Raw genomic sequence first — 18,088 nt, 5'->3', positions numbered from 1 at the left:
CTAACGGCCTCCCGATGGTAGTTTAGGCTTAAGACTAAAAATAGATAATTGGCCCATACTTTTAAATATTGAAAGTAATAATGCCAAGCCCAACGGCCAGTAGAAAAGCTCCGATTGTGGGCGATAACTTAATTGCTCTCGGCTAATGGGTTCTAGGTTATCGATCTCTTGATAGATACGTTCAAGTTCTTCGGCATTTCGCGCGCGAAAATAGGTACCGCCCGTTTTAGCGGCAATCTGCTTAAGCTGCGGCTCATCTAAATCCATCGAAGGGTTAACGCGTTCTTTACCAAAAAGAGTGCGACGCTCCATAACTTCAGCTCCCACGCCAATGGTATAGATGGTGATCCCTCTCTTGGCGGCTATTTCAGTTGCTTTTTCTGGCGATATCGCACCGGCATTATTAGCGCCGTCAGTAAGTAGGATAAGCACTCTATTACTCTCGTCTACTTGATCGAATCGTTTAACCCCGAGAGCAATCGCTTCACCAATGGCGGTTTGCCTGCCGACTAAACCAATTTCTGCTTCATTCAGATACTGCGCTACAGTGCGTCTGTCTTGGGTGAGAGGGGACTGCAGGTAAGCATGATCGGCAAACAAGATAAGCCCGATGCGATCCCCTTTTCGACGTTCAATAAACTGGCTAACCACATGTTGGATAAGTGTGAATCTGTCGGTGGCTCTGCCGTCGATGACCATATCTTCTATCTGCATGCTGCCAGACAAGTCAACGGACAACATTAAGTCACGCCCTTTACTGGGTAGCTCTATCGGTTCACCCATCCATAATGGCCTTGCAACGGCGATAACCAATAACACCCACAAGATCCAATAACCTTTCTTTGTACTCGGAGTTGTTTTAATGGGCAGACTTTGCGACTCGATATCACTTCCTGGAAGATAAAGATGACCTCCCAGCTTAACTTGTTGCTGCTGTTTTTTAAAAAGTAGTGGCAGTGGCAATAATAGTAATAACCATGGCAGCGCTAGAGTTAACATTATTTAGCCTCCATGTTGACGGCTAAGGCAGCGTCAAGCCGTTTCGAATCGAGCGGCAGGGCGCTTTTTAACCAATGTTCTGCACTTTGTTTTAATGCTATCGCTTGTGATTGAGTCAGCTCTGTACGCTGATAACTCAATTTAAGCAGTTCACATAATTCAACCGGGGGGGAGTTCACTTGCGCTGTAAGCCAAGCATACCAATGAGTGCCCGATAAGCCTGCAACCAATGAACGGTCGCAATAGCTCATTGCTGCCCGTTTTAATATTTCACTGACATTGGTGATGTATTGTGCCGTGCTCGGATCCAGCTTTGCGAGCTCCACTAATGCTGCTCTTTTAGCTGCGGTGTGCTGCCGGTGTTTTCTGAGGTAAATAAAAGCGGCAGTGACAGATATCAACACGACAAGTAGCAAGAGCCAGTATCCATAAGCCAGCGGCCAAAGCCCAATTTCTGTCGGGGTTTGAATATCTTGTAGTGATGCTAAAGCAGGATTTGCTGCTGGAGTTTGCACAGCCATTTATCGTAATGCTCCCAATTGTTGATTTAGGCGTTGTCCAGCATCAATAACACGGGTTTCAACATTAATTTTTTGCATCATGTCAGTGAATACCGATTTAATTTGCTGTTGATTCTTGAGCCAATGCTCATAGCTGTGTCTATCGATGATGCGCTCTTTACTGCCGTCCTTTACGGGGAGCTGAAAGTGTTTCGGCAAGGTCAAATTACCTTCTCGTAAAGGATCTGTAATGAGAAAAGCGCCCATATCACAATGACGTTTCAGGTCGGACAGCATCGCCAAACAGGCTGGGGTAAAATGGCTTCCGTCTGAGACTATCCAGATAAGAGAGCCTGGCTTGGCGAGACGCCGCAGTCGTTGGCATGCTTTTAACATGTGATCGGGTTCAGAACCCTGAACCGACAGGGCATCTAATTGACGTTGATGCAGGTGTTTAATGGCTGAGACAAGTTGCAAAATACCCTGCTGTCGGCTTCTTGGTTTCAACTCTATGTGTTCTTGCTCTGTCGCGATAACTGCACCGAGTCTGTCGCCATGTAAAATGGCATTCCACCCGAGCGTGGTGGCGACGTGCGCCGCTTGCACCGATTGCAGTAGCAAGCTTGAGCCAAAGTACAGGCTATGGCTTAAGTCGAGCAATATCAGGATAGGGCGCTCACGCTCTTCGACAAATAATTTCGTATGAGTTTTGCCTGTTCTGGCGGTTACGCGCCAGTCGATAGTGCGTACGTCATCACCGCTTTGGTATTGACGCACTTCAGCAAACTCCATCCCACGGCCTTTGATCGCGCTCGCTCGATGTCCGGCTAAGTTTGCTCTTGCCTTGGACCGTTTCTCTGGCAAGGCTCGCGCAATACGTTGACAAGCAAGTAGCTCTTTTTCATTGATGTTGATGCCATCAGCAAAAAGAGGCAGCTCTGAATTGACCATTAAGGAACCGCAACTTGAGAAAGAATATGGTTGATCACATCATCGGCAGACACGCCGTCAGCTTGTGCTTGGTAGCTCAGCAGTAATCTATGGCGCAATACATTGGGTGCCACAGCTTGAATATCTTCAGGTGAGACAAAATCACGTTCATATAAATAAGCACGGGCTCTGGCGCAACGCTCAATCGAAATGGTTGCGCGCGGGCTAACACCATACTCAAGCCAACTTGCTAGCTCAGGGCTATAAGCGGCTGGCTGACGAGTTGCCATTACGATGTCGACAATATATTTTTCCAGCGGTTCAGCAAGATAAATCTGTAAAGCCTGCTCCCGTGCCGCAAAAATATCAGCTTGAATAATCGGCGTCACTTTCGGCACTTCTTTCTTTAGTGCTTCATTACGTGAAAGACGTAAAATTTCAAACTCTGTTTCAGCACTTGGGTAATCAAGATTTAAGTGCATTAAGAAACGGTCTAATTGCGCTTCTGGTAGTGGGTAAGTCCCTTCGTTTTCAAGCGGGTTTTGGGTTGCCATCACCAGAAACAGTTCGGGCAGTGGATAGCTGTTTTTACCGACAGTGACTTGGCTTTCGGCCATAGCCTCAAGTAACGCTGACTGCACTTTTGCGGGGGCGCGGTTTATTTCATCAGCGAGAATTAAATTATGGAATATGGGGCCGGCTTCAAATTCGAAGGTTGCCGTTTGGGCGCGATAGATATCCGTGCCAGTAAGATCGGCGGGCAGTAAATCTGGGGTAAATTGAATTCGATGAAAATCTCCCTCTACACCTTCACACAATGCTTTGACTGCGCGGGTCTTTGCTAGACCTGGAGGCCCCTCTACAAGCAGGTGTCCATCGGCGATGAGCGCGATTAGTAAATTCTCAGTTAGTGTCGGCTGTCCGAGAATAACGGTATTTAGGTATTCGCGTAGTGCGTGAAATCGGCTCAAAGGCATGATGGTACTCAATTTATTATGTATAGATACTATGGACAATCTCTATGGTAATTAATTCCATTGGGTTTTGGCTAGTGTTAAAAAACAAACAAGTGTTTAAAACTTTTCATTTAAAAGTTAGAATCAGATCACACTTTAATGGTCAGACCTGTTTGTCGAATATTAGGCAGGTTTCTCAGGGATATAATAAAGCGAGCAACTTCAATGGTTAGCGACGCAGAACAAGAGGGTGGAAAATGAGTAAAAGACAGCAAGTCACTAACGCTAGAGGCGAACGAATCGCGATTGTATCGGGATTACGGACGCCATTTGCTAAACAAGCCACCGCATTTCATGGCGTATCAGCGTTAGATATGGGCAAAATGGTTGTTAATGAACTAATTTCACGTTCAGAACTTGATCCCAAGTTAATTGAACAACTGGTATATGGTCAGGTTGTGCTAATGCCAGCTGCGCCCAATATCGCTCGTGAAATCGTTTTAGGCACTGGCATGGATGTGAGTACCGATGCCTATAGTGTGACTCGCGCCTGTGCTACTAGCTTTCAGTCAACGGTCAACGTTGCCGAGTCAATCATGACTGGCAATATGGAGATTGGTATTGCTGGTGGAGCAGACTCCTCTTCTGTCGTACCCATTGGTGTTTCGAGAAAGCTTGCACATGCCCTCGTTGACCTTAATAAAGCGCGTACCTTTAGTCAGAAACTGTCTATTTTTCGCCGTTTAGGTTTGAAAGATTTGCTTCCTGTACCCCCTGCTGTCGCCGAATTCTCGACGGGGTTGTCAATGGGGCAAACGGCCGAGCAGATGGCGAAAACCTATAACATTAGTCGTGCAGATCAAGACGCGTTGGCACATCGCTCGCATACATTGGCGACTGAAACGTGGAACGCAGGCAAACTGGCCCAAGAGGTGATGACAGCCCATGTACCTCCTTATAAAGGGTTTATTGACCGCGATAATAATATCCGCGAAAACTCTACGCTTGAGTCTTACGCAAAATTACGCCCTGCATTTGACCGTAAACATGGCTCAGTGACGGCAGCAACGAGCACGCCATTAACTGATGGTGCATCAGCAGTATTGCTCATGAGCGAAGGCAGAGCCAAAGCCTTGGGTTACACGCCTATTGGTTACATAAAGAGTTATGCCTTTACCGCTATTGATGTTTGGGAAGACATGCTAATGGGCCCATCTTACGCGACGCCAATGGCGCTAAAGCGAGCGGGAATGGAGCTAGAAGACCTTACGCTTATTGAGATGCATGAAGCATTTGCGGCACAAACATTAGCCAATATGCAGATGTTTGGTTCAAAGAAATTCGCCGCAGAAAAGCTTGGTCGTAACCGTGCTATTGGTGAAATTGATATGAGTAAATTTAATGTATTGGGTGGTTCTTTAGCTTATGGACATCCCTTTGCAGCAACAGGTACGCGACTTATTACCCAAGTTTGTCACGAACTTAAGCGCCGTGGTGGCGGAACGGGTCTCGCAACAGCATGTGCTGCGGGTGGTCTAGGTGCTGCAATGATAGTTGAAGTGGAGTAACTCAAATGGAAAAGACATTTAATTTAGCTCGTCGAGAAGACGGTATTGCCATTCTGACAATGGATGTGCCAGGCGAGACAATGAACACGCTGCGTAGCGAATTTGGCCCAGAGATCAGCGAAATACTTGCTGAGATTAAAGCTGACAAAAGTATCAAAGGCTTAGTATTGGTCTCAGGCAAAAAAGACTCTTTTGTGGCTGGTGCCGATATCTCCATGTTGGCTGCGTGTGAAACAGCGATGGATGCGAAGTTGCTCTCTCAGCAAGGGCATGTGGTCTTTAATGAGCTAGAAAATTTAAATATACCGGTTGTTGCAGCAATAAACGGTGCTTGTTTAGGCGGTGGTTTAGAGCTTGCGCTAGCGTGTCATCAACGAGTCTGTAGCCTCAATGGCAAAACGATGATGGGCGTACCTGAAGTACAGCTTGGTTTGCTTCCTGGCGGTGGTGGAACTCAGCGTTTACCGCGTTTAGTCGGGATCACTACCGCTTTAGATATGATGCTTACAGGTAAGCAAATTCGACCAAAGCAGGCATTGAAAATGGGCTTGGTTGATGATGTTGTTCCTGAGTCAATTTTGATGCGCACTGCCATTGAGATGGCATTAGCGGGCAAACGCTCAGTGACAAAGAAAAAGCAGTCATTGATCAACAAAATGCTTGAAGGCACTAGCGTTGGTCGTAATATTATTTTTGACCAAGCTGGCAAGCAAGTCGCTAAGAAGACGCAAGGTAATTATCCTGCGCCTGCAAAGATTATTGATTGTGTTCGTCAAGGTATGACTAAAGGTTTAATTAAGGGATTAGAGGTGGAAGCAAGCCACTTTTCAGATCTGGTTATGTCTAAAGAGTCTGCAGCGCTTAGAAGTATTTTCTTTGCCACTACAGAGATGAAAAAAGAGACCGGTGCGGGTGATGTTATACCACGTAAAGTAAAGAAAGCGATGATACTGGGTGGCGGTCTAATGGGCGGTGGTATTGCTTCGGTAACAACAACCAAAGCTAAAATTCCAGCTCGAGTAAAAGATATCAGCGAAACCGGTTTGAGCAATGCATTGTCTTACGCTTATAAATTGTTGGATAAAGGGGTTAAGCGTCGTCATATGACACCAGCTGCCCGCGACAACTTAATGGCATTGATGACCACAACGACTGAATATAAAGGCATTAAAGATGCCGATATCGTTGTTGAGGCCGTATTTGAAGATCTTGCTCTTAAACATCAGATGGTGAAAGATGTTGAACGAGAGTGTGGTGAAAACACCATTTTCGCTTCCAACACCTCATCTTTGCCTATTGCTCAAATTGCAGAAGCTGCAAGTCGACCTGAGAATGTTATCGGTCTGCACTATTTTTCTCCGGTAGAAAAAATGCCATTAGTCGAAGTGATTGCGCATAAGAAGACTTCTGCTGAGACAATAGCAACCACCGTTGCATTTGCGCGTAAACAGGGTAAAACCCCCATTGTTGTGCAAGATGGCGCTGGCTTTTACGTCAACCGAATATTGGCTCTTTACATGAATGAAGCAGCACAGCTGCTATTAGAAGGGCAGAGTGTAGAGCATTTAGATAAGGCTCTGGTTAAGTTCGGTTTTCCCGTCGGTCCAATGACGTTACTCGATGAAGTTGGTATTGATGTTGGCGCTAAGATCTCCCCTATATTGGAAGCTGAACTCGGCGAACGCTTTAAAGCACCCGCCGCGTTTGACAAGTTATTAGCCGATGATAGAAAGGGCCGTAAAAATGGCAAAGGTTTCTATCAATACGGTAGCAAAAAGAAATCTAAAGAGGTCGACAGTAGCGTATATACCGTGCTTGGTTTAACGCCAGCTCAAAATAGTGATGCTAATGAAGTGGCGCAACGATGCGTCGTGCAGATGTTGAACGAAGCTGTCAGATGTTTAGATGAAGGAATAATCGCTTCAGCTCGTGATGGCGATATAGGCGCTATATTTGGGATCGGTTTCCCACCATTCTTAGGCGGTCCTTTCCATTATATCGACACACTAGGTCCTGCTAAACTCGTTGAGATTCTATCGGCTTACCAATCTAAGTTTGGCGACCGATTTGAACCAGCAGATAGACTGAAACAGATGGCAAATGAACAGAGTTTCTTTTTCAAGTAAGCGTTAAAAAGCGTCAAAAAATTAACAAGGCGGCTACATTTGGCCGCTTTCTTTTACTTTGGTGACAATAAATTGACTAAAAAACACTCACCCCTCTGCTGGTTTGACGATATAATAGGCGCCGAAATAGATATTCAGGTATGGATGCTGACTTATTTGAAGTGAGGTGTAGGTAAGTGGTATTCACAATCGTATTGGTGTTAGTTTTTTCAGGTTTGTTGTTAGGCGATGCAGCGTTTAAAGCCGGATTACCTGTTAAACGATGGGCTTTTGCAGGTTTTTTGTTTGGCCCTGCCGCTTATCCTTTGTTTAATTCGCATAAGCAACTGGCATACAAAAAATCCATGGGGAAACAAGCTTTTTGGTTAGAGATTTGAATTTTTGGAATCTGTATTTTATACAGAGAAACAAAAAAGGAGCATAAGCTCCTTTTTTTGTTTGTGTAGTTTTAGATTATTGTATCTAAAACTAACTCCACCAACCTTTTGCGGTAACGATCTCTAAATGTTGTAACCCTTCAGGAAGCTGTATTTTTTTACGTAAAGGCTTTCTTAGTCCTAACATCTGCATCAAAGAAATAAGCATGGTCGTTCTCCTTAGGCATTAAACGGGTGTGTACTAGTTCCACCAACCTTTAGCTGGAATGACTTCAAGATGATTTAACCCTTCAGGAAGCTTAACTTTCTTACGAACAGGTTTGCTCAATCCAAGTGCTTGCATTAATAAATCAAACATAATTATTTTCCTTCTATGCCGCAGCTTGGTTAATGAACTTAATATGTGGAACGCCAGCTGTCTGTAGCGGCTTAAACTTCACGTTTGGGATACCAGCTGTTTGCAGCGGCTTAAACTTCACGTTCGGAATACCAGCTGTTTGCAACGGCTTAAACTTCACGTTCGGAATACCAGCTGTTTGCAGCGGCTTAAACTTCACGTTTGGGATACCAGCTGTTTGCAGCGGCTTAAATTTCACGTTTGGAATACCAGCTGTTTGCAGCGGCTTAAATTTCACGTTTGGAATACCAGCTGTTTGCAGCGGCTTAAACTTCACGTTAGGGATACCAGCCGTTTGCAGCGGCTTAAACTTCACGTTCGGAATACCAGCTGTTTGCAACGGCTTAAACTTCACGTTCGGAATACCAGCTGTTTGCAACGGCTTAAACTTCACGTTCGGAATACCAGCTGTTTGCAACGGCTTAAACTTCACGTTAGGAATACCAGCTGTTTGCAACGGCTTAAACTTCACGTTTGGGATACCAGCTGTTTGCAGCGGCTTAAATTTCACGTTTGGGATACCGGCTGTTTGTAACGGCTTAAACTTCACGTTTGGGATACCAGCTGTTTGCAGTGGCTTAAATTTCACGTTTGGGATACCGGCTGTAAACTTCACGTTTGGAATACCAGCTGTTTGCAGCGGCTTAAACTTCACGTTTGGGATACCAGCTGTTTGCAGCGGCTTAAATTTCACGTTCGGAATACCAGCTGTTTGCAACGGCTTAAACTTCACGTTAGGGATACCAGCTGTTTGCAGCGGCTTAAACTTCACGTTTGGAATTCCAGCTGTTTGCAGCGGCTTAAACTTCACGTTAGGGATACCAGCTGTTTGTAGCGGCTTAAACTTCACGTTTGGAATACCAGCTGTTTGCAGCGGCTTAAACTTCACGTTAGGGATACCAGCTGTTTGTAGCGGCTTAAACTTCACGTTCGGAATACCAGCTGTTTGCAACGGCTTAAACTTCACGTTTGGGATACCAGCTGTTTGCAGCGGCTTAAACTTCACGTTTGGAATACCAGCTGTTTGCAGCGGCTTAAACTTCACGTTAGGGATACCAGCTGTTTGCAGCGGCTTAAACTTCACGTTCGGGATACCGGCTGTTTGCAGCGGCTTAAACTTCACGTTTGGAATGCCAGCAAGATTTATAGCTTGCTCTTGATATAGAGAATAATCCTTGTCGTACTCGGCGACTATGGTGTGGCTTGACGCCATCACTGGGAATGAACACGCAAACGCTACAGAGGCAACTAATCCATTAATTATCTTTTTCATTTTAAACCTTTTCGAAGTTTCAGTCTTTTTGACTATTGAAAAGGTTATTGCAGATGTCGTGCCAATGTTTTAGTTGTTGTTGTTGAATTTAGGCGTTATTTAGGGATATGGCTTTTAATGGTTTTGAGTTTGTATCATTTCGTAGCAGAGTTGTGAACTCAGATTCCGTTACTGCTTTACTAAATATGTAACCTTGGATCTCTTCGCACTTGAGTGCTCGGAGAATATTCAGTTGAGATGCTTCCTCAACTCCTTCTCCTACCACTGAAAGCCCCATGTTATGGGCGATAGTGATGATTGAATCGACCATCTTTAAATCGCGGTCGGATTTGTCGATATCATCGACAAATGCTTTATCAATTTTCAAGGTATTAATCGGGAATCGTTTTAAATATGATAGTGATGAGTAGCCAGTACCAAAATCATCTAAGGCTAAACTTACACCCATTTTTGATAACTGTTGCATTACTTTTATCGCTTTTTCTGGCTCACGAATCACGGTGCCTTCCGTTATTTCAAGCTCTAAATTGGCAGCTGGGAGTTGAGTGAGACGTAAAATTGACTCTATACGCTGTTGAAGATCGGGTAAGGCGAACTGTTTCGAGGACAAATTAACGGCTACGCGACCATTAAAGAGTCCTAATGAGCGCCATTTTTGCGCAGCAAAACAGGCTTTCTTTAATACAATATCACCAATCTCAACGATAAGGCCGTTCTCTTCAGCTAATGGAATAAAGTTGTTTGGTGGTATTAGTCCATGTTGTGGATGATTTAGTCTAACAAGTGCTTCCATGCCAGCCATATGACCAGTCTTTAAATCAACTTTAGGTTGGTAGTAAACTTCAAATAGATCATCCTTTATACCCTCGCGGATCAAGTTTTCAACTTCGAGCTGTCTAATGGCATTCTTGTTTAGTGATTCTGAATAGAACTGGTAACGGTTTCCGCCGCCTGATTTTGCGTGATACATAGCAATATCCGCTTTTCGGAGTAATGCTTGCTCGTTTTGATCATCTTCAGGGTACAACACAATGCCGATACTGACGCCAACCACCACTTTTTCTGCTGACAGTTGAAACGAAGTTTCAAATGCGTGGATGACTGTCTTGGCGATAACAGCACTTACACCTATATCGGGATTCTTATCTATTAATATAGCGAATTCGTCACCGCCTAAACGGTAAATGCTGGTGTGATCGGGTACTGCAGCTTGTATTCGCTCGGAAACCAATATGAGTAGTTCATCACCAACTTGATGACCCAAAGAATCGTTAATCTTTTTAAAATTATCCAGATCCAAAACCATCAAAGTATGGTGGGAATCTCTTTTAACTAAGTTACCCAGTGTGACCATCAGGTTTGAGCGGTTTGGCAGATTAGTCAACAGATCGTTATTGGTCAGTTTTCTTAGCTCTTCCTCTTGTTGTTTTCTGCGGCTAATATCGGAGAATACACCGACATAATGCGATAGCTCACCTTGTTCGTCATATATCGCATCAACGGTCAGTTCCATCAAGAAGCTAGTACCGTTGCCTCTGGCTGATTCAACTTCGTTACTCCAACGACCCTGTTGTTTGAGAATGGAACGGATCTGCTCCGAGTAACTGTCGGGGTATAAGTCAAAGTTAAATAGGGTACCAATAAAGTCCTTCTTGCTTAGCATGGATAGATCGCAGCAAGCTTCGTTAACCTCCACGAAATTAAAATCATTATCTAAGATGAACATACCTTCAGAGATATTTTGAATCGCTCGCTCAAATAAGCGAAGTTGTTCTTCAGCTTGTTTGAAATTATTAATATTCTTAATCGTTCCTGTCATTCGCAGTGCATTATCATTCTCATCACGTTCAACAATTTTTGCGCGGTCTAAAATCCATACCCAGTCATCTGATTTGCCTTTTACCCGATATGCAGCCTCAAAATGATCAGTTTCACCGTAAAAATGTTTGTTTAGAGCATCACGGACGCGAGTTTGATCCATTGGGTGGATATTGCTCTCTTCCCCCTCTTGCCCTGATCGTTGTCCATCTCTTGGAAACTCTAATGATCCCCAGATGTTAGAGCGGTATATTTGACCTGTTTCAATATCCCAATCCCACATCTCGTCGCCACTGCCCCATAGTGATAACTTTAGACGCTCTTCGCTTTTGGCTATCTGTCTTTGAATTTCACGACGTTTTAGAGAGAACTTAATGATGGTGACAGACAACAACAGAGCAAAAATAAAGTAGATTATTTTTGCTGGTAGTGATAACCACCATGGTGGGGTGATCTCAATAGTTAAAGTTTTTTCTTCGCCTTGCTTACCGGATATTGGGTCAATAGCATAGACTGTAAACTCATATTCACCGGGAGATAAGTTTGTATAAGTTGCAGAATTTATCCCCTCTGAGTTAATTAATGAATCAGATAAGCCTCTCATTTGGTAGATGTAATTGATATCTTGCTGAGGGACTTTAGGGCTGTTAAATAACAATGTGAATGGGTAGTCTGAGTATTTTAGCTTTATTTTTTTAGTGTTGTTTAATTGATTTGTTAAAACTTTTCCACTAGGTACTACTGGGATGTTGAATATTAAGAGTTGATTTAATGTTACACTGGCCGGCTCACGGTTAGTCAAATAACCATCTAGTTCTTCCAATGATATCAAGCTTATCCCTGTGATTCCACCTATGTATACTTTATCGTTTCGCTTTAGAATTGCGTGAGTATTGTATTCATCTTGGACACCTACCTGTTTATTTAAGATGTACCTGTATCCGTTCTTTTTATTCTTAATAAAAATTTCATTTACCGAAGTTGCTATAATGAACTTATCACTTTGTATAATAGAAAAAATAGGTTTTTTGTTATTGTATATCTCTTCTATAACTTCTGTCCCATAACTAATTTTTTCAAGACTTGTACTTGTCCCAAATAGTATGTGATCATCGAATATATCAACGCTAAGTACCATCTGTTTTGTGTAAAGAGTGCTTACCATATCATTTTCGAGTTTAAATAGTCCTCCCTGAGTAGCGATTAACAGAGCATTATTATACTGTTTTATATCAAAGATAGGATTGCCAGGGTCAACTGAATACGCTTGCGTTAAGCCTGTGTCTATAGAATAGTGTAACACTTGACCTGACGTTGAGCCTATGAATATACTGCCGCCATTATTATTTGCTCTTATAACAAAAAATTGCCCATCAATAATCTTTTCAATTTCCCCATTGTCAGTGTTCAACGAGATAAGACCTTTTAAACTGGCAATATATAAAAACTGACCGAGTTTGACTACTGATTTAGGTCCTTTTACTTTTGAATTGTATTGATTGAAAATATCAAGTTTTGCATCATATATGCTAATCATTGGATCGTCAGCACTAACAGTAATATTTGATTTATTGTTTGAAGAAATGGACCAAACGTTACCACCATCTACTACTTTTGTTTTAACCAAATCACTATTGTCATTTATAATTAAAAACCCATTATTTTGATTGGATATAAATGTTTTAGTACGGCCTCTAAACACTCTAGGGTGTTCTAAGTTTTTTTCGGGTATATTTATATTGCCTATCAACACTGGTCGTTTAATGTTATCTATGTTGAAAAGTGAACTTTTATTTAAACCTAAGTTATAATTGTTTTTTGTTGAAATACTCGAGTAAGCTGAAGTGGTAAACTGGCTTGTTGAACCGTCGTTATACTTTAGTACCCCTTTACTATTGAAAATAAATAACTCATCATTAATAACTTTCATTGCAATAGTATTATTAGCGACTTCAGTTATTTTGTTAGTAACTGAATATATAGTCCCATGATAATTTCTAATAAACATTTCATTTTTGAAAAACAAAATATCTTTTACAAGTCCAAAAGTCCCAGTATATTTATTTCTGATAGATAGTTTTTTATTACTTAGTTCATTTATAATATAGATAGAGTTTTCTGTACTAATGAAAATATTATTTTCATGTTCATATATGGTCCATACAGCTTCATTTATTTCAAAACCTAATACGTTAGAAGATACTATTTTGTCTTGTTTAGGATCGTATACGGATAAACCTTTATCAGTTCCAATGTACATAGATCCAGATTGGCTAATGTAGAGGCTGCGAATGAAAGTGCTGGCTAACTGGTTCCTTTTCGATGGAAAGTAGTGGCGGAAGGTTTTACCATCGTATCTGTTTAGCCCATTAAGAGTACCAACCCAAACATAGCCATCAGCATCTTCGACAATCGATGTAACGTTACTTTGGGAGAGTCCTTCAGGTACGCCTAGAGAGACAGAGTTTAGCGTGAATGCTAAAGAAGACTGCATCGACGAGAAGAGCAGGAACAAAAATAGTGTAACTTTTAGCAGTGTCTTAGGCATATTTATTATTTTATTTTTAACCAATGTCATAAGGCAAAAGTATCTAATGCTCACTTTTTCAGAAAGTGACGTCATTGTCAAAAATCTTCGTGCATTTTGTAGCTAATTATCATTACTCACATCCTTTCAGTATGATATATGTCCACTTTGTATTTTCTCTTGTCTAAACGGGTTAACTTTAATACTTATCCGTTTAGACATTCCATTTTTCATCGTTTTACTATTTACCCACTATGGCGCACTTTAGTAATCAAATTGTTCAGCTTTGAGTTTGAATGCACGGAGATCAAGGATCATATTATCGGACTTTAGCTGCGCTTGATCTTGATGGGACTCACCCGTGCTAAAGAGGACTAGTCGGTCACAGTGTTTAGTCCGCATCTTCTTCATTATAAACTTGATTAAATCAGAGCGAGTTAACGTCTTTATTTGCTCTACAACATTTTCCCTTTGGTTAAAGGCATAGTCTTTGTTACCTATGCTAGACCAGTAACGTTGACTGCGCGTTTTAAGGTTCGCATCATGTTCCATGACTTGGTTCACAAGGCCGGTTTTAGTTGATTCCCACTGCTCATTGGTGATCTGTAATATTGCATAGGTAAAATCTGCAATGAACTCGTCTATCGCCTGTAATAGTACTTGTGGTCCAGAGTTCGGTGATTGAATATAAAAAATAATACCAGGGTATCGATTCAGAGGCAGATAACCCGTGCCAACCATATAACCCAACTGTTTTTGCGTTCTTAGCTCATGAAAAAAGGTAGATGACATAGTGTGGTTTAGCAGACTAAACAGCGCCATATTATCTGGAGTCGCAGTATCAGATTGATAGTAGACAATAATGCCACTGTCTTGATGAGAGGCTGAAACCTCTCTCAACAATGTGCCTTTATTTGAGAGGTCGATAAGCTCCCTTGAAGACTCTGAACTTGGGGAGGTGACCAAGGACAAAATTCTATTAAGCTTACAACCTAGGGCCTTAGCTTCACTTTCCAGCCAGTCGCCATAAACTAAGCCTTCTAAATGTATTTTTTCATAGAAACTTTTAACATGTGCATGTAAGTCTTCTAAGGTGATCTCTTCAAGTAACTCAGCCATCCGAGCCGGTTCAAAACTGCGCTTTTGCAGCGTCACTGTTAAACTGGTAAATAGCTGGGATATTGGCTTAGCTTGAGTATGATTATACCAGCTGCGTAAGATCTGTTTTTTTATCAATTCAAAGCGGTTCTGAGTAAACTTGCGTTCGCGTGCTTTTTCAATAACAAGTGAGAGCAGTGCTTCTTGTTTGCCAGAAAAACCGGTCAAATGTAAGGTGATCCCACCTTGATGAGGGTAAATGTTGTAGCTCAGGCCTGCGACCTCTGCTTGATAGGTATACTCGGTGAGGTAATCAAGCAGCATTTCTACATAAAGTCGCGTTAATGCAGCATGCTTGGGCGATGCAGCGGCTTGAGCTGAGTCCAAAGAAAGATAGAGATGCCCTTTAGGCACGTTAAATTCATCATCTTTTTTATGCCAAATTCGATAGCCTGGTTCTTGTGATACCACGAGTGGCACTGGCCCGTTACTTTTATCTGCTCTTGCGATGCAATGGTCAATAATGAACGGATTAGGCGAGGGTAAGGTGAGCTCGGAGCGCACTTTAGGTGCTGACCAACGAGTGATATCTTCCGTGGCAATTTTACGGATCTGATACGGTGAGTGATACCATGCGGCTTGTTTATCGGTTTCTAACTCAGGAGCAATAAGTTGTAAGCGCATATTAGTCGGAGTCATCATCGCTAATAACTGCTGGGTTTCGATAACATCAAGGCCATCCATGCGGTAATCACCGAAAACCACATCTTCAACATCATAATGATGCATGTTAATGCTCAGATGACTTGCCAAATCCAGTGCCTTAACTTGCTCCTGGTATTGAAAAGCAACTTTGAGCAAAGCAGCCCTTTCTTTGTATCGCCAGTCGCTTAACCCTGTCTCTCTGATTAAAGCAATGTACTCAAAAGCACAATCAATAACATCTTTAAGGTTGTTCAACCCTAGATCTGTAAGTTGGATACTAATATTATAATCTTTGAAATTGTAACCGTTTACACCACCGCCAGCCGATAAATTGTTGGCCAGCCCTCGTTCTTTTAAATAGGAGAGCAAGCTACCTTTACCTTCGTAACCTAGAAGGTGACTAATAAATGTCAAAGGCTTACGCTTATAAAAGCGTTCAAGCGCTGGCAAAGCAAACGTAATCGCAATTCGTCGCTGCTCTTTGAGAGGAACGATGTTGATTTTTGCTTGTAATTGTTCTGCTAGATAAATGGGGGTATCTGGATATTGAGTCGGTTCAGGCTGGTGGCTAATCGCAGCAAAATAAGTGTGAGCAAGCTTGGCCAAATCATCTAAAGAGGTGGGAGCCACGATGCATAATGTCATTATGTTAGCACTGTACTTTTCGTTATAAAAAGCGATTAACTCCTCTCTCAAGTTTTGTTGTTCGCCAGCCAATGTTTCTAGGTTACCCACTGAAAACTTGGAAAAAGGATGAGCTGGGTTAACCGTTTCTTTTTGCACCTGGTAGACACGTCGAATATCGTCTTTTAGCTTCATACTGAATTCAGATTCGATAGCATGACGCTCGCGATCAACTAACGCTACATCAAATAATGGTGCGATGAAAAATTGACTAAAACGGTCGAGTGAAGCTTCAAATTGTGCGGCGTTGATGCTATAAAAAAAGTTAGTGTGCTCAGTGCCAGTCCAGGCGTTGTTGCTTCCGCCATGCTGGTTGATAAAGGCCGAGTATTCTCCTGAGTCAGGGAATTTTTCAGTACCAAGAAAAAGCATATGTTCAAGAAAATGTGCCATACCAGGACGAGCAACTGGGTCGTCAAAATGACCTACGGCCACAGCCATTGATGCTGCAGCTTCTGTTGACTGCAGATCTTCAACCAATAACACCGATAACCCATTTTCTAAGGTGATATTACGGTACTTGCGATGGTCATTTGGACTCGTGATAACTTTTTTGTTTTTTGGCAAAAGCATGGCTCCAATTGATCGAACAGCATCTAACCTAGACACTTACTTTAGTAATCACTTGCCGATAAAGCACGTAAAAGATCCAATTTACATCTCTTGGTCGGCTTGTGATATTGAGTCGATAGGCTAGCGTTGTAAATGATTCTAGGCTGCTGTAATAATGTAACTTGCCATCATTTCTACATATCTTCAAACACAAGATCTCCAAACGGTAAAATAATCTGTTGTTTGGCTGATTTTGGTTCAATTTGATGTTCAATTAACCTTTTGACTCTTTAATGGTTAGTATCTTAAATCCATCACAAGTTATATTCGACTAATTAATAACTAAAAAACGGTATGTTGCTGTCAAGATTCAGACTACAATTGATTAATTAATAAGAATAAAAAGTTGGGAGTAGCAAAGCGGTATGCAGCTATTTTTAATGCGACATGGTGAAGCGGGCTTTAATGCCCATTCAGATAGAGAACGGACATTAACGGATACTGGTCGCCAGCACACAGGCTTGATGAGTAATTGGCTAGGACAGAGCGTTACTGAGTTTGATTTAGTGCTCGTGAGTCCGTATCTGCGAGCGCAACAAAGTTGGCAAGAAATGCATCAGCATTTTCCTGAACCCCGTCAATGGTTAACATTAGATGAATTGGTACCTTCGGGAGACCCGGCGACAGTTGCGGAAACCGTCCTTGCTTATGCTGAACATTATAAAGCTGAAAATGTATTGATTTTGGCACATATGCCACTGCTAGGCTATTTGGTGAGTGAGTTGGTAGCAGGCTTTGAGCCGCCATTGTTTGCCACCTCGGGTGTTACGCTTATTAATAAGCAACCGACGCAAGCCTCTGTAGAATGGCAATATGCACCTCATATGATCTGCTAGCATCGTTTAGGGTTTAGGAAGGAGTGAGTCCCAAAAGACTCACTTTTTTGTGCTCGCAGCCTTAATCTGTATTAATACACTGCAACACTTAACGGCGGTAAGGTTGGTCGCCAATATCAATCAATACCAGTAATGCCGCATCGCCACCCCATTCTTTAGTCGCTTGATGAAAGGCCTTTATGTGAGGGTGTTGCGCTAACCACATTGGAATATTCTGTTTCAACACTCCCGTACCATGCCCATGCATAATGCAGCAGCAATGACTTTGTTGTTTAATACAGGCTTGGATCAAAGCGGCTAGCTCAAGTTTTGCCTCTGATTGGCGTAGACCATGCAAATCTAGTAATAGATCGGGCACGTAATCTCCGCGGCGCAGACGTTTTACTTCATAGCTATCAACGTCATCTCTTGCCCACTTCATTGGGCCAATTTCGGGCAGTAGTGGTTGATAAGTATCAGAGAAGAAGCTGTCAGCATGTAGCTGTTGCTCTTTTTCCTCAATCACTTTGCGGTCTTTTGGGGCTGATTTAAAGTGGCGTTTGTTTTGCTCAAAAGGTTTCACTCCTTTCGTTAGCTCTGCAAATAGCGCCAAATCATCTTTATCGGTTCTTTTATTCATAAGGGTATTTTATTGAATCCGATGCCATATGAATAGAGTTCAGTTACAATGAGTCGGAATTAA

12 protein-coding genes are annotated in these 18,088 nt (G+C 42.3%); 4 read left to right on the top strand and 8 right to left on the bottom strand.

Going from position 1 to position 18,088, the window contains the following annotated elements:
• The 4 genes from L2729_RS15170 to L2729_RS15155 are packed head-to-tail and all read right to left on the bottom strand — an operon-like array spanning nt 1 to nt 3,406.
• Nucleotides 1-999 (bottom strand): vWA domain-containing protein, encoded by a 999-nt coding sequence (locus L2729_RS15170; RefSeq protein WP_248989024.1) that lies wholly within the window; start codon nt 997-999, stop codon nt 1-3.
• Nucleotides 999-1,520, bottom strand: coding sequence for a DUF4381 domain-containing protein (locus tag L2729_RS15165; protein ID WP_248989023.1), 522 nt, complete (start codon nt 1,518-1,520; stop codon nt 999-1,001). The genes L2729_RS15170 and L2729_RS15165 overlap by 1 nt, the downstream gene beginning before the upstream one ends.
• The gene (locus L2729_RS15160) at nt 1,521-2,450 is read right to left on the bottom strand and encodes a DUF58 domain-containing protein (protein WP_101089247.1); all 930 of its coding nucleotides are present in this window, start codon (nt 2,448-2,450) and stop codon (nt 1,521-1,523) included.
• Nucleotides 2,450-3,406, bottom strand: coding sequence for an AAA family ATPase (locus L2729_RS15155; RefSeq protein WP_101089246.1), 957 nt, complete (start codon nt 3,404-3,406; stop codon nt 2,450-2,452). The genes L2729_RS15160 and L2729_RS15155 overlap by 1 nt, the downstream gene beginning before the upstream one ends.
• A gap of 236 nt (nt 3,407-3,642) precedes the next feature.
• Here L2729_RS15155 and fadI point away from each other — a divergent pair, with 236 nt between their 5' ends.
• The 3 genes from fadI to L2729_RS15140 all read left to right on the top strand — a co-directional run bounded on the left by fadI (nt 3,643) and on the right by L2729_RS15140 (nt 7,456).
• On the top strand, nt 3,643-4,953 hold the full coding sequence (fadI, locus tag L2729_RS15150; RefSeq protein WP_248989022.1) for an acetyl-CoA C-acyltransferase FadI: 1,311 nt from the start codon (nt 3,643-3,645) through the stop codon (nt 4,951-4,953).
• A 5-nt stretch (nt 4,954-4,958) separates the two neighbouring features.
• Nucleotides 4,959-7,079 carry a fatty acid oxidation complex subunit alpha FadJ gene (gene fadJ / locus L2729_RS15145; RefSeq protein WP_248989021.1) on the top strand — a complete coding sequence of 707 codons (2,121 nt, stop codon included), beginning with the start codon at nt 4,959-4,961 and terminating at the stop codon, nt 7,077-7,079.
• A 176-nt stretch (nt 7,080-7,255) separates the two neighbouring features.
• Complete coding sequence (locus tag L2729_RS15140) at nt 7,256-7,456, top strand: hypothetical protein (RefSeq protein WP_248989020.1); 201 nt, start codon at nt 7,256-7,258, stop codon at nt 7,454-7,456.
• A gap of 371 nt (nt 7,457-7,827) precedes the next feature.
• Here L2729_RS15140 and L2729_RS15135 read toward each other — a convergent pair whose 3' ends face one another.
• The 3 genes from L2729_RS15135 to L2729_RS15125 form a co-directional block, all read right to left on the bottom strand.
• Nucleotides 7,828-9,126 carry a hypothetical protein gene (locus L2729_RS15135; protein ID WP_248989019.1) on the bottom strand — a complete coding sequence of 433 codons (1,299 nt, stop codon included), beginning with the start codon at nt 9,124-9,126 and terminating at the stop codon, nt 7,828-7,830.
• A gap of 88 nt (nt 9,127-9,214) precedes the next feature.
• On the bottom strand, nt 9,215-13,567 hold the full coding sequence (locus tag L2729_RS15130; protein ID WP_346347763.1) for an EAL domain-containing protein: 4,353 nt from the start codon (nt 13,565-13,567) through the stop codon (nt 9,215-9,217).
• 168 nt (nt 13,568-13,735) lie between these two features.
• A complete protein-coding gene (locus L2729_RS15125) occupies nt 13,736-16,531 on the bottom strand; it encodes an insulinase family protein (RefSeq protein WP_428848254.1) in 2,796 nt (931 codons plus the stop codon).
• Nucleotides 16,532-16,935: 404 nt separating this feature from the next.
• Here L2729_RS15125 and sixA point away from each other — a divergent pair, with 404 nt between their 5' ends.
• On the top strand, nt 16,936-17,406 hold the full coding sequence (sixA, locus tag L2729_RS15120; RefSeq protein ID WP_248989017.1) for a phosphohistidine phosphatase SixA: 471 nt from the start codon (nt 16,936-16,938) through the stop codon (nt 17,404-17,406).
• Between the two features lie 88 nt (nt 17,407-17,494).
• On the opposite strand, the gene smrB is transcribed toward sixA, so the two are convergent.
• A complete protein-coding gene (gene smrB / locus L2729_RS15115; protein ID WP_248989016.1) occupies nt 17,495-18,025 on the bottom strand; it encodes an endonuclease SmrB in 531 nt (176 codons plus the stop codon).
• Nucleotides 18,026-18,088 lie beyond the last annotated feature (63 nt).

This window comes from Shewanella gelidimarina (assembly GCF_023283945.1).
Taxonomy (GTDB): domain Bacteria; phylum Pseudomonadota; class Gammaproteobacteria; order Enterobacterales; family Shewanellaceae; genus Shewanella; species Shewanella gelidimarina.
Note: the sequence above shows the minus strand (reverse complement) of the source record. Positions and strands in the feature narration are given on the sequence as shown.

Coding starts and splice junctions, on each gene's coding strand:
- fadJ (WP_248989021.1), top strand. CDS start 4,959: ATGGAAAAGACATTTAATTTAGCTCGTCGAGAAGACGGTATTGCCATT.
- sixA (WP_248989017.1), top strand. CDS start 16,936: ATGCAGCTATTTTTAATGCGACATGGTGAAGCGGGCTTTAATGCCCAT.
- L2729_RS15125 (WP_428848254.1), bottom strand. CDS start 16,531: ATGCTTTTGCCAAAAAACAAAAAAGTTATCACGAGTCCAAATGACCAT.
- L2729_RS15165 (WP_248989023.1), bottom strand. CDS start 1,520: ATGGCTGTGCAAACTCCAGCAGCAAATCCTGCTTTAGCATCACTACAA.
- L2729_RS15130 (WP_346347763.1), bottom strand. CDS start 13,567: ATGACGTCACTTTCTGAAAAAGTGAGCATTAGATACTTTTGCCTTATG.
- L2729_RS15160 (WP_101089247.1), bottom strand. CDS start 2,450: ATGGTCAATTCAGAGCTGCCTCTTTTTGCTGATGGCATCAACATCAAT.
- L2729_RS15155 (WP_101089246.1), bottom strand. CDS start 3,406: ATGCCTTTGAGCCGATTTCACGCACTACGCGAATACCTAAATACCGTT.
- L2729_RS15170 (WP_248989024.1), bottom strand. CDS start 999: ATGTTAACTCTAGCGCTGCCATGGTTATTACTATTATTGCCACTGCCA.
- fadI (WP_248989022.1), top strand. CDS start 3,643: ATGAGTAAAAGACAGCAAGTCACTAACGCTAGAGGCGAACGAATCGCG.
- L2729_RS15135 (WP_248989019.1), bottom strand. CDS start 9,126: ATGAAAAAGATAATTAATGGATTAGTTGCCTCTGTAGCGTTTGCGTGT.
- smrB (WP_248989016.1), bottom strand. CDS start 18,025: ATGAATAAAAGAACCGATAAAGATGATTTGGCGCTATTTGCAGAGCTA.